This is a genomic window from Rheinheimera soli, from assembly GCF_021290985.1.
Taxonomy (GTDB): Bacteria; Pseudomonadota; Gammaproteobacteria; order Enterobacterales; family Alteromonadaceae; genus Pararheinheimera; species Pararheinheimera soli.
Map to the genome: position 1 here is coordinate 209338 of NZ_JAJOYU010000003.1, position 12883 is coordinate 222220.

The 12883-nt window shown below is 46.7% G+C and carries 12 protein-coding genes; 9 read left to right on the top strand and 3 right to left on the bottom strand.

The genetic code is table 11. The features are described from left to right. Positions 1–19 precede the first annotated feature (19 nt). Positions 20–1693, top strand: coding sequence for a M28 family metallopeptidase (locus LSG37_RS04265; RefSeq protein WP_233078696.1), 1674 nt, complete (start codon positions 20–22; stop codon positions 1691–1693). Between the two features lie 40 nt (positions 1694–1733). Here LSG37_RS04265 and LSG37_RS04270 read toward each other — a convergent pair whose 3' ends face one another. Beyond that, on the bottom strand, positions 1734–2531 hold the full coding sequence (locus LSG37_RS04270) for a response regulator (RefSeq protein WP_233078697.1): 798 nt from the start codon (positions 2529–2531) through the stop codon (positions 1734–1736). Between the two features lie 39 nt (positions 2532–2570). Next, a complete protein-coding gene (locus LSG37_RS04275) occupies positions 2571–2969 on the bottom strand; it encodes a translation initiation factor (protein ID WP_233078698.1) in 399 nt (132 codons plus the stop codon). Between the two features lie 265 nt (positions 2970–3234). Here LSG37_RS04275 and LSG37_RS04280 point away from each other — a divergent pair, with 265 nt between their 5' ends. The 3 genes from LSG37_RS04280 (at position 3235) to LSG37_RS04290 (ending at position 6059) form a co-directional block, all read left to right on the top strand. Next, positions 3235–3924 (top strand): GAF domain-containing protein, encoded by a 690-nt coding sequence (locus tag LSG37_RS04280; protein WP_233078699.1) that lies wholly within the window; start codon positions 3235–3237, stop codon positions 3922–3924. Positions 3925–3976: 52 nt separating this feature from the next. Continuing rightward, positions 3977–5170, top strand: a complete 1194-nt coding sequence (locus tag LSG37_RS04285) for an amino acid aminotransferase (protein ID WP_233078700.1) — start codon at positions 3977–3979, stop codon at positions 5168–5170. Positions 5171–5315: 145 nt separating this feature from the next. Then, on the top strand, positions 5316–6059 hold the full coding sequence (locus LSG37_RS04290; protein WP_233078701.1) for a substrate-binding periplasmic protein: 744 nt from the start codon (positions 5316–5318) through the stop codon (positions 6057–6059). Positions 6060–6070: 11 nt separating this feature from the next. Here LSG37_RS04290 and fldB read toward each other — a convergent pair whose 3' ends face one another. Beyond that, entirely contained in the window at positions 6071–6607 is a 537-nt protein-coding gene (fldB, locus tag LSG37_RS04295) for a flavodoxin FldB (RefSeq protein WP_233078702.1), read from the bottom strand. 93 nt (positions 6608–6700) lie between these two features. On the opposite strand from fldB, the gene xerD reads away from it, so the two are divergent. The 5 genes from xerD to lysS all read left to right on the top strand — a co-directional run bounded on the left by xerD (position 6701) and on the right by lysS (position 12881). Next, positions 6701–7606 carry a site-specific tyrosine recombinase XerD gene (xerD, locus tag LSG37_RS04300; RefSeq protein ID WP_233078703.1) on the top strand — a complete coding sequence of 302 codons (906 nt, stop codon included), beginning with the start codon at positions 6701–6703 and terminating at the stop codon, positions 7604–7606. 21 nt (positions 7607–7627) lie between these two features. Then, complete coding sequence (gene dsbC / locus LSG37_RS04305) at positions 7628–8335, top strand: bifunctional protein-disulfide isomerase/oxidoreductase DsbC (RefSeq protein WP_233078704.1); 708 nt, start codon at positions 7628–7630, stop codon at positions 8333–8335. Positions 8336–8347: 12 nt separating this feature from the next. Continuing rightward, positions 8348–10078, top strand: coding sequence for a single-stranded-DNA-specific exonuclease RecJ (recJ, locus tag LSG37_RS04310; RefSeq protein WP_233078705.1), 1731 nt, complete (start codon positions 8348–8350; stop codon positions 10076–10078). Between the two features lie 150 nt (positions 10079–10228). Then, a protein-coding gene (prfB, locus tag LSG37_RS04315) for a peptide chain release factor 2 (RefSeq protein ID WP_233078706.1) occupies positions 10229–11327 on the top strand; the annotation gives its coding sequence in 2 pieces (ribosomal slippage) (positions 10229–10303 and positions 10305–11327; 1098 coding nt in all). Positions 11328–11354: 27 nt separating this feature from the next. Next, positions 11355–12881, top strand: coding sequence for a lysine--tRNA ligase (gene lysS / locus LSG37_RS04320; RefSeq protein WP_233078707.1), 1527 nt, complete (start codon positions 11355–11357; stop codon positions 12879–12881). Positions 12882–12883 lie beyond the last annotated feature (2 nt).

Below are 12883 nucleotides of genomic sequence, written 5' to 3' on the forward strand. Positions count from 1 at the left end.
AATTTTTTAAGGAAATACTATGAAACTGATGTCAATCAGTGCTTTATCCGCCATGCTGGTGCTGGCGGGCTGTCAAAGTACCTCAACACCTTCTTCTGTGGCTGCTTTGCCAAAAGCCAGCGCTAAAGCCATTGAAGCGCATATGACGTTTTTAGGCGATGACAGCCTGGAAGGCCGGGATACCGGTAGCCGTGGTCATCAAATTGCGTCGAATTATATTGCCACTCAGTTGGCCGCTTTAGGTTTAGAGCCGGCCGGTGAGCAGGGCTATTTCCAGTCTGTGCCTTTACGCAAAGCCATGCTGGTGCAAAGCAGTGCCAAAATGTCGCTGACTAAAAATGGCAAAACCACAGACTTTGATTATCCAAAACAGTTTTTTACGGGTCCAAGCACTTTGCATGCGAAAGCCGATGTCACAGCGCCATTGGTCTTTGTCGGTTATGGCTTAGTGTCCAAAGAGTTTAATCTGGATGACTACGCCAATCTGGATGTAAAAGGCAAAATAGTAGTGATGCTCAGTGGTCGCCCTAAATCTTTACCCAGTGAAGAAGCGGCTCATATCCAAAGTTTAAAAGCAGAAAACGCGGCTGAACGTGGTGCTGTGGGTATCCTTACCCTGCATACTCCTTCAGAAGAAAAAGTGCGGCCTTATGCTAATAGTCTGATGTATTTAACCAGCCCTCGTATGCGCTGGCTGCATAAAGACGGTAAAGCAGAAGGTGAATTTGAGTCACTACTGGGTGGTGCTTACTTACATCCTGACGCTGCTAAAAACCTGTTTGAAGGAGCCAGCCGTTCTCTGGACGATATTTTTGCAGACTTAGCCGCAGAAAAAGTGCCTACAGGTTTTGCCTTAGAAGGTACTGTTAATTTAAAACGTGAATCCACTATGGAAGATATCACCAGCCCGAACGTGGTTGCAGTATTGCCAGGTTCTGATCCGGTGCTTAAAGATGAATATGTGGTGGTGACGGCTCACTCTGATCACATTGGTTTTTCCAACGATGTGCGCAGCAAAGATAAAATCAATAACGGCCTGATGGACAATGCCGCTGGTGTCAGCATTATGCTGGAAACTGCGCGTTTATTTGCTCAGCAGGCAGAACGGCCAAAACGTTCTATTTTATTTGTTGCGGTAACTGGTGAAGAGAAAGGCTTATTGGGCGCTGACTATTTTGCTCATAATCCAACCCGTCCAATCGACAAGCTGGTGGCGAACGTCAATATCGATATGCCAGTGTTGTTGTATCCTTTTGCTGACATAGTTGCATTTGGTGCTAACCATTCCAGTTTAGGTGCAACAGTGGATACAGCTGCAGCTGCAGTGGGTATTAGTCAAAGCCCGGATCCAATGCCGGAACAGGCTATTTTTACCCGTTCAGATCACTACACTTTAGTGCAGCAAGGTGTGCCATCTGTATTTCTGATGACAGGCTTTACGTCTAAAGATCCAGCTCAAAAAGGGGGCGAAGTCTGGGGCAAGTTTTTTGCCAAGCATTACCACAAGCCGACTGATGACAAGGCGGGTTTAACTGCTGACTTTGGTGCTATTCGTTACGATGCCGGGGCTACTTTCGCCGACATTAACTTCGGTATTACCACTGAAGTGGCGAATAATCCGCAGCGGCCAGTCTGGTTAAAAGACAGTTTCTTTGGCAAGATTTTTGGCAAAGACTACAACCAACAGAAGTAGTTGATACGGGTCAGGGCGTAAGCTCTGACCCGTCTTCTTTTTAGTGTTCCATGATGCGGCTTAATAAAGCCCGCACTGTTTCAGGTTCAAAAGGTTTATCACACAAGGCATTGACGCCAGATTGCGCAATATTCGCTAAGTGTGATTCATTGGCTTCACTGGTCACCATCAATACCGGTATATGGCTTTGCTGGCTATGTTCACGGATATACTGGGTCAGCTCCTGACCGTTCACTTCCGGCATATTAAAATCTGTCACCACCAAATCAAACATGTTGTTTTTCAAAAGCTCAATGGCTTGTTGCCCATCTTCGGCTTCAGTTAAATGCCCAATGCCCAGATTTTGCAGTACACGTTTAATATGGTTGCGGGCCAGGCGGCTGTCGTCTACCACTAACACTCGTACATCATGCACATCAAATAAACTCAGTTCCAGCTCAGCCGGGCTTAACAAGTCGATAGCCGCATTTAAGGCTTTGCCCAACTGAATGGAGTTAAAAGGTTTAGGTAAAATGGCTACCACACCGGATTGCTTAAATTGTTCCAGCTGAGCTTTTTTGGTTTCAGAAGAAATTAATACAAAAGGCACATCCGCTAAATCAGCGTCGTTTTTCAGTTTCGCCAGCAGTTCCAGACTAGTGCCTTGTTCAAAGTACAAACTACTGATCACTAAATCGGCTTTGTGTTGCTTCAGCTGCACCATGGCAGTGGCAATACTGTCGGCTGTGCTGACTTGAGTTGCGCCTTCTTCGGCCAGTTGTTTGATAATAATTTTGCGCTGAACATCAGAAGGTTCGATCAGCAGAATAGATAAATCGGCAGGGGAGAGTTGTTGCATCAGACGCTCGCTTGATCCACTTGGGTATAAAGGGGCGGTTTAACCACCTGCCCATTTATGTTTGTAACCCAGTTTGGTTAATTCCTGTTGCACCAGTTCGCGTTGATCACCCTGAATTTCAATGACGCCATCCTTGACCGAACCGCCACAACCACACTTTTTCTTTAATAAAGCCGCTATTTCTGTCAGTTTTTCTGCGCTTTCAGCAAGGCCAGAAATAGTGATCACGGTTTTGCCATTGCGGCCTTTGGTTTCACGTTTTAACCGTGCATGACCATCCGTAAAACTTTGAACCACAGCTTTTTGCTGTTTGGGTTTGTCAATACGGCCTGACTCTGTACTGTAGACCAAATCATCTGCTTTTGCTGCTGTTGCCGCTTCGGCAGGTCGCCCCAATTGTTGTTGCCAGTCGGCTAACGAGATTTTTTTGCCACTCATAAAACAATCTGTGTAAGTCGTCAGAAAGCGCACGATAAACAACTTAATAATAAACAGCAAGCGCTATCCCCGTCGTTCTTGAAGACGCTGCTTTGTTACCTGCGCGCTCTCGCCCAAGTCACATAGTGGCCTATGCTCCTTGGGTCTCGATCTCTTGTCGCCTTGCCGCAACTCCAATTACTTAGGGTATAAAAATAAGGAGGTAAAAAAAGCCATTGGCAAATAAAAGGCTTCTGGTAAACTACGGTCAATTTTAGAAATCTGGATGGCTGAAGTGTCTATTACCTTATATCTGGAACAGTCTGGGTTAGCGGCCGTATTGCAAGGGCAAGAAACGGCTATAGAGCAGGCAGTTACCGCATTAAAAAACCAACTTTCTATCGCAGCGGCTCCTGCTGTCACCTGGTCTTATCAGGTGCCTGAATTAGGCGAAGGTGGGGCTTGTTCGTTGTTTGGCCAATTGGCTGATGAACCTTATGATCTGGCCGCCACTATAGGCCAAAGTGAAGTAACAGCTGCGGCTCTAGCTCAGCTCACTGCGGTGGTGCAGAACTATCAGCAAACTAATGACAGTGACTGGTTTGGTATTTACCAAAAACGTCAGAACCCTCAAGGTGAAACCGTACTGGTGAAGCTGGCCTATTTTGGAGCTGCTTCCCGTGCTGAGTTTCCTTTAACGGTTGAATTTGCAGCCATCAGTAATAACAGTACTGTTGGGCTTACTGGCAAAGCCAAAGTGATTAACGACGTTACGGCGTATTTAACTGCAGGTGGTGAATATTACACCTGCGATCCGAAGGTTTTATCCGAAGCTTGTTTGCCTTTATTTAACGGCAAAGGTGAACTGGCAGGTATTATTGACGCTGAGGCCTTTAAACGTCAGGCCTACCATACAGAAGCGCTGATCCGCTTAGTCGCCATTTGTCTTGTGCTGCCGGGTCTGCTGCCCGCATGATAAGATGAAACCGAATTGATTCATTAACACCGCAAACTAACAGGTAATTACTATGTTTTCGCACTTACAGCCAACCCCTATCGATCCAATTTTAGGTTTAATGGCCGCTTATAAAGAAGATCCAAATCCATTGAAAGTGGACCTTGGGGTGGGTGTCTACAAAGACGAGCAAGGCCATACGGCTGTGCTGGATTGTGTGAAAAAAGCCGAAGCGCTGCGTTTAAAAAACGAAGACAGTAAAACCTATATTGGTATGGCAGGTGATTTATCTTTTAACAGCCATATTGAAAAACTGGCCTTTGGTCAGCACAAAGTACTGTTATCAGGCCGTGTCACTACAGCTCATACTCCAGGTGGCACAGGTGCTTTACGGGTGGCTGCTGAATTTATTAAAAAAGCCAATCCGGACGCTACAGTCTGGGTGACTAACCCAACCTGGGCCAACCATATCTCCTTGTTTCAGGCCGCTGGTTTGAAAGTAAAAGAATATGCTTACTACGACTGGGATACGAAAGGCTTAAAGTTCGACGCCATGCTGACTGAACTGGCACAAGTTCCTGCTGGTGATGTGGTGCTGGTGCACGCCTGTTGCCATAACCCAAGTGGTATGGATTTAAACTTTGATCAGTGGAAACAATTTGCTGACCTAGCCAAAGAAAAAGGTTTTACCCCGCTGGTTGACATGGCGTATCAGGGTTTTGGTTTAGGTCTGGATGAAGACACTCAGGGCTTACGCTATTTAGCGGATCAAGTAGAAGAGATGATCCTGTGCAGCTCCTGCTCAAAAAACTTTGGTTTATACCGTGAGCGTATTGGTGCCTGTAGCATAGTGGCAGCAGACAGCAAAACGGCAGACATAGCTAAATCTGTGCTGCTGAGTGTAGTGCGCAGTATTTATTCTATGCCGCCTGCCCATGGCGCAATTATTGTCAGTCATATTCTGGATAGCCAGGAATTAACGGCGTTGTGGCATCAGGAATTGGCTGTGATGCGCAATCGTATCAATGACTACCGTCAGTTGATCATCGACAAATTTGCCGCTGAAGGCATCACACAGGATTTCAGCTTTATCACTAAACAACACGGTATGTTCTCATTCCTTGGCATTAACAAGGAGCAGATTGAACGTCTGCGTAAGGACTACAGCATCTATATGGTCGGCTCAAGTCGCGTCAGTATTGCGGGTTTAAATCACAGCAATATTGATTACTTCGCTAAAGCCATGGCGCAGGTGTTAAAAGGTTAATAGCTAAACCTGCATACAGAGGGCGGCGATAGCTGCCCTTTTTTATTGCGTAAAAAATCAGCTGTTGTCAGGAAAGCTCAGGATAACTAAGCTAGGATAGACAAAGTGTTGTATGCAAAGTGATCTGTCAAGCTGGAGTTAGGCTGTGAGAAAAAGCTTAGTGGTTGTTTTGTTGTGTTTATTTTTCACCTTCACTGCACATGCTGATGGTTCTGCGCTGAGAGTAGTGACTGAATTATCGCCCCCTCATCAGACAATCAAAGAGGGTAAAGTAGATGGGCTTAGCACTCAGATTATAGAAGCGACGCTAAAACAAGCCGGACTACAAAGCCGTATTGAGGTTTATCCCTGGGCCAGAGCTTTTTATATCGCCAGCTCCACACCCAATGTACTGATTTACAATATGGCCAGAACACCGGAGCGGGAAAACGAGTTCCATTGGATTGGCCCTGTGGCTAAATATCGATTTGGGTTAGTGCGGTTAACGGATCGTACTGACTTAAGCCCAAACCATATCAAAGATTTAGGTTCTGCTGTTATCGCAGTGCAACGAGCTGATTTTTCGGGGCAATGGCTTAAACAGCAAGGCATGAAAGAAGGCAAAGAACTGCAGTTGTCGGCTGATATTCTGGAGTCCTGGCGTTTACTGCTCAAAGGCAAAGTGGACTACGTGATCGATGATCAAGCGGCTTTGCCTTCCATGGAACAACAGTTAGCTCTGCCTGCAGGCATCACCACTTTTGTATTGGCTATTCCGCAACTTGAGCAACAAACCTACCTGGCCGCCAGCAAAAACAGTGACGCAGAGCTTGTGAAGAAACTGCAGCAAGCCCATCTTGAAGTGCAAAAAACTCAGCTGTATCAGGACGTGATGACAGGGCGTTTTTAAACATCCCGATGTTACAGGGCTATCAGCTCATTCATCAGTTGAGTCAGCCACTGATCCAAGCGCTGATCGGTTAAATCGTATTGATTCTCTTCATCCAAAGCTAAGCCATAAAACCATTCATTGTCAGGCGTGACTGCTTTGGAGGCAATAAAGTCATAACCTTCAGTCGGCCAGAAACCAATGCGAATACAGTCTTGTGGCGCTATGGCCTGATGCAGCATACCTACAGCATCCTGGAACCACTCGGCGTAGCCCAGTTGATCGCCCATGCCATAAATAGCCACAATTTTGCCGCTTAAATCCACTTCAACGATATCATCCCAATGGACTTCCCAGTCTTCCTGCAGTTCGCCAAAGTCCCAGGTTGAAATACCTAAAATAAGCAGATCATAGTCAGCCATCAGTGCGAGAGGCTGATCTTTAATATTGTGAAGTGTTACACTGCTGCCATCCGGCAGGCTTGGGTCAGCACTTAATAGTGTCTGAATTTTTTCCGCCACTATTTGGGTGTAGCAGGTGGTGGAGCCGTAAAAAAGACCAATTTTCATCTGGCGGGACTCAACATTTTCTGTGGGCGGCAGTGTAGCAGAACAGCGCAAACCAACAAAGCCAGACAAGGTAAATTAACCAGGGAGCAGCAAGTGGCAGCAGTGTTGGCCATCTCAGAGCAACAGCTTATTAAAGCCTTTTTAGACCAGCTTTGGCTGGATAAAGGCGTCAGCGAGCATACGCTAAGTGCTTACGGTACAGATCTGACTAAATTCGCGTTATTTTTGCAGCAACAGGGCCAGCAACTGACGGCTGTGGATCAAATGCTGCTGAATAGCTATTTGGCGTTTCGGGTGGACCAGGGTTTTAGTCCACGCAGCACCTCCAGAACCTTAAGCAGTTTGCGACGTTTTTATCGTCATCTGCATAAAACCCGGCAAATCACCGAAAACCCGCTGTCGGACGTATTTAACCCCAAAATTGGCCGCTCTTTGCCTAAAACTTTATCCGAGCAGGATGTGGATTTATTGCTGTCAGGTCCAGATGTCAGTGATTTAATTCAGTTTCGCGATAAAGTGATGTTAGAAATTCTGTATGCGGCCGGTCTTCGAGTCTCGGAGCTGGTAGGTTTAACCTTACAGCAAATAAATCTGCGCCAGGGTTTGGTCAGGGTGACAGGCAAAGGTAAAAAAGAACGGCTGGTGCCTTTGGGGGAAACCGCAGTGGAATGGCTGGATAATTACCTGAAGCAAGGCCGTGCTTTGTTGCTTGATGGCCAGAGTGATGTGGTGTTTCCAAGCAACAGAGGCCAACAAATGACCCGACAAACTTTCTGGCACCGAATTAAGTTTTATGCCAAAGTGGCGGGCATTAGTGCAGAGTTGTCACCGCATACGGTACGGCATGCTTTTGCCACACATTTATTGAATCATGGTGCAGATTTGAGGGTCGTACAGCTGTTATTAGGGCATAGCGATTTATCGACCACCCAAATTTATACTCATGTGGCGCAAGCGCGTTTGCAAAGTTTACATCAACAACATCATCCCAGAGGCTAGCTTTGGGTGCAGGAAATACAGATGAAGAAGTTTAGCTATCTCGCCGTTATGGCAACCTTTTTAAGTACTGGTTTAACAGCTCAGGAGACTTTACCTGAAGTGAACAAAGCCTTTTCAGATATTGGTTTAAACGTAAAAGCAGTGGCAGATTCGGCAGTGCCTGGCATGCTACAAGTGCATACAGACAAAGGTTTATTCTTTATTTCGGACAATCAACAGTATTTGTTTGAAGGCAATATTTACGATTTAAAAAATAAAAAACTGGTGAATGAAGACATTCTGAAAGATATCCGTAAAGCGGGCGTCAAAGAATATACCGACTCAGCAATTGAGTTTAAAGCTGCTGATGAAAAATACGTGGTGCATGTGTTTACTGACACCAGTTGCGGTTATTGCCGTAAGTTACATAACGAAATGGCCGACCTGAACAAAGCTGGTATTACAGTGCGTTATCTGGCGTTCCCGCGCGGTGGCGTGCAGTCTGCAACTTTTGATGAACTGCAATCTATCTGGTGTGCAAAAGACACTCAGCAGGCGATGACAGACGGTAAAGCCGGTAAAGCGGTAAAGCAGGCAAGTTGCAAGAACACTGTGGCTCAGCAATATGAGTTAGGCCAAAGTTTTGGTATCACTGGCACTCCGGCACTTATTTTACCTGATGGCCGTTTAATTCCTGGCTATCAACCAGCAGCCGCTTTAGCCGCTGCCTTGAGCCAAAATGCGCCATAAGCAGGTTTCAGTTTGAGTATTATTAAAGCATTACAACGCCGGCCTGTGCCGGCTATTTCATCGGAACTCTCCCAATACCATCCGGTGATCCAGCGCATTTATGCCAGCCGTGGCATTGATAGCTCGCTGCAATTGGCGCGAGGTGCCGCTCAGTTACTGCCTTTTACTTTGCTCAAAGGTATTTCTGCTGCTGTGACCTTGTTGATTGAGGCGTTGCAGCAGCAACAGCATATTGTCATAGTCGGCGATTTTGACGCCGATGGCGCCACCAGCACTGCTACTTTGCTGACGGGTTTAAAAAGCCTGGGCTTTAAGCATGTGGAGTATCTGGTGCCTAACCGTTTTGAATACGGTTATGGTTTATCTGTCGAGATGGCAGAAATTGCAGTGGCTCAGGGCGCTCAATTGATAGTCACTGTCGATAATGGTATTTCAGCTATTGACGGTATAGCGCTGGCGAAAAAAATGGGCGTCAAAGTGCTGGTCACAGACCACCATTTACCGGGCAACGAGCTGCCGGATGCTGACGCTATAGTCAATCCAAACCAACCTGGTTGTGATTTCCCCAGTAAACAACTGGCTGGTGTCGGGGTAGCGTTTTATCTTTTGTTGGCGTTACGTGCCGAACTTCGTATTCAAGGTTATTTTACGGAAACTCAGCCTGAACCTAATTTAGCGGATCTGTTGGATCTTGTGGCTTTAGGTACAGTGGCTGACGTAGTTCCGCTTGATACGAATAACAGAATTCTGGTGCATCAGGGCTTGCAGCGTATCCGTAGTGGCAAAGCCAGGCCAGGCATTCAGGCGCTTATTGATATTGCCAACCGTAAAGCGGAAAAGTTAACGGCGCAGGATTTTGGCTTTGCTTTAGCACCACGTTTAAATGCTGCCGGGCGTTTGGATGATATGGGCCTTGGCATTAGCTGTTTATTAGCGCCTGATTTACCCCGCGCCCGCATGTATGCGGCTGAACTCGATAGCTTAAACGTTGAACGCCGTGAAATAGAGCAGGGCATGCAGCAGGAAGCCCAGGCTTATCTGCAGCGGTTATCTTTCGCCTCTGAAGAGTTGCCTGATGCCTTATGTTTGTACCAAAGTGACTGGCATCAAGGCGTGATAGGTATACTGGCTGGCCGGATTAAAGAGCAATACCACAGACCTGTGCTGGTGTTTGCCCAAGGCGACGAAGGCGAGCTGAAAGGTTCTGCCCGTTCTATCCCTGGACTGCATATCCGTGATTTATTAGACGAAGTTTCTACCCAATACCCAGGCTTGATTAAGAAGTTTGGTGGCCATGCGATGGCGGCTGGTTTAACTATTGCCGAAGAGCGGTTTGAAACCTTTAAACTGGCACTGAATTTTGTTGCGAAAAAGTACCTGACACCAGAGCTGCTCACTGCAGTGCTCTTTACAGACGGAGATTTGAGCAGTGATTGTTTGTCTGTACCTTTTGCTCAGCTGTTACAACAGGCTGGACCTTGGGGGCAGGCCTTCCCTGAGCCTGTGTTTGAGGGCGAGTTCATAATCCGCCAACAACGTCTGCTGGCGGATAAACACCTGAAGCTGATGCTGGAATCGAGCGATGGTAATCTGGTCGATGCCATCTGGTTTAATGCCGACAACAAAGCCTGGCCTGATGCCAACGTAAAAAAGATCCGCGTGGCTTATCAGCTGGATATCAACGACTACAGAGACCAACAATCGGTGCAATTGATTGTCCGGTTGATTGAAAAAATCGGTTAGTTCCATGCTAAACGGATCCTGCACAGCTTTTGTTGAAAAGTCAGTGCAGGATCCTGTTCAACTCTTTCAATAGAAAATCGTCGGGGTGGCTGCATGTCTGCTGAAATATTGCTACAATCGCCACCAATTTTTTTCTAAGCGCCTTAAATCATGTTTGAAGTAAATCCGGTATACAACGCCATTAAAGATCTGACTGAACGCACTAACGTGCTTCGGGGGTATCTTTGACTACGACGCCAAAAAAGAAAAGCTAGAAGAAGTCAGCCGTGAGCTGGAAGATTCTGCTGTCTGGAACAACCCCGAAAATGCACAAGCATTAGGCAAAGAACGTTCAGCACTGGAACAGATTGTTGGCACCATCGACAAACTGGATCAGGGCCTGGAAGACGTAGCTGGCTTAGTGGAGCTGGCGGTTGAAGCCGAAGACGAAGATACTTTTAATGAAGCTCAGGCTGAACTGGCCGACTTAGAATTACAACTGGCTAAGCTGGAATTCCGTCGTATGTTCTCAGGCAAAAGCGATCAGAGCGATTGTTACCTGGATATTCAATCTGGTTCTGGTGGTACTGAAGCTCAGGACTGGGCCAGCATTTTAATGCGGATGTATCTGCGTTGGGGTGAAGCCAAAGGCTTTAAACCTGAGTTGTACGAAGTGACAGACGGTGATGTGGCCGGTATTAAAGGCTGTACCATCAAATTCACTGGTGAATACGCTTATGGCTGGTTACGTACTGAAACTGGCGTACACCGTTTAGTCCGTAAAAGCCCCTTTGACTCAGGCAACCGTCGCCATACGTCTTTTGCGTCCGTTTTTGTGTCGCCTGAAGTTGATGACGATATTGAAATCGAGATCAACCCGGCCGACTTACGTATTGATACCTACCGTGCTTCAGGTGCTGGTGGTCAGCACGTCAACAGAACCGACTCTGCGGTACGTATTACTCACTTACCAACCAATATTGTGGTGCAGTGTCAGAATGACCGCTCACAGCATAAAAACCGTGATAACGCTTATAAGCAGTTACGCGCCAAGTTGTATGAGTTTGAACTGCAAAAACAAAACGCCGAAAAACAAGCACTGGAAGACACCAAGTCGGATATCGGCTGGGGCAGTCAAATCCGCTCTTACGTGCTGGATGACTCGCGCATTAAAGACTTACGCACAGGCGTGGAAACCCGTAATACCCAGGCGGTATTGGACGGCGATCTCGACAAATTTATTGAAGCCAGCTTAAAAGCCGGTTTGTAATTTAGCTCACAAAATCAGGAACTTATCATGTCTGAACAGAATACTCCTATTGAAGAACATCAGGACGTCAATAAACTGATTGCTGAGCGAAAACATAAGCTGGCCGGATTACGTGAACTGGGTAACCCATTTCCAAATGACTTTCGCCGTGATGCGACTTCAGATCAGATCCATGCTCAGTACGAGCACCTGAGCAAAGAAGAGCTGGAAGAGAAAAAAATCCGTGTCACTGTGGCAGGTCGTATGATGCTGCGCCGTATTATGGGTAAAGCCAGTTTTACCACTATTCAGGACGTGGGCGGCAAGCTGCAGTTGTATGTAGCACGCGACAGTCTGGCAGAAAATGTCTACAACGAAGGTTTTAAAAAGTGGGATTTAGGTGACATAGTCGGTGGTAGCGGCGTGTTGTTTAAAACTCAGACCGGTGAGCTGACCGTCTGGTTAGACGAAATCCGTTTACTGACCAAAGCCCTGCGTCCATTGCCGGACAAATTCCATGGTTTAACCGATCAAGAAGCCTGTTACCGTCAGCGTTATTTAGATTTGATTGTGAACGACCAGTCACGCAAAACCTTTTTAATTCGTTCAAAAACTGTGGCTTACATCCGTCAGTTTTTTAACAGCAAAGGCTTCTTAGAAGTAGAAACCCCAATGCTGCAAAGCATTCCTGGTGGTGCTTCGGCTCGTCCGTTCGAGACGCACCACAATGCGCTGGATATGCAAATGTTCCTGCGTATTGCTCCAGAGCTGTATTTAAAGCGTTTAGTGGTCGGTGGTTTTGAAAAGGTATTTGAGCTGAACCGTAACTTCCGTAACGAAGGCGTTTCAACCCGTCATAACCCTGAATTCACTATGCTGGAATTCTACTGGGCCTATGCCGATTACAACGATTTAATGGATATCACTGAAGAGTTATTCCGTGGTCTGGCGCAGTCTGTGCTGGGTACCACTGAAGTGCCTTACCAGGGTAACCTGTTTGACTTCGGTAAACCTTTTGCCCGTATGTCAGTGACTGAATCTATTCTGCACTACAACCCTGAAGTTAAACTCGAGCAGTTAACGACTCGTGAAGCAGTAGCTGAATTGGCCAAGTCGTTAGGCATTGAAGTTAAAGCCAACTATGGTCATGGCCGTATTCTGATGGAAGTCTTTGATGAGCTGGTCGAAACCAAGCTGCAACAACCTACTTTTATCACTGAGTACCCGGCAGAGATTTCTCCGCTGGCCCGTCGTAATGACCATAATCCGGAAATCACAGACCGTTTTGAGTTCTTTATCGGTGGTCGTGAATTAGGCAATGGTTTTAGCGAATTAAACGATGCTGAAGATCAGGCTGAACGTTTCCGTGAGCAAGTTGCGCAAAAAGAAGCCGGTGATGATGAAGCCATGTACTACGACGAAGATTTCGTCACAGCGCTGGAACATGGTTTACCGCCAACTGCAGGTCAGGGTATTGGTATTGACCGTCTGGTGATGTTGCTGGCCGACGCGCCAAGCATCCGTGACGTCATTCTGTTCCCGCATATGCGCCATACCGACAAACAGGGTTCATAGGA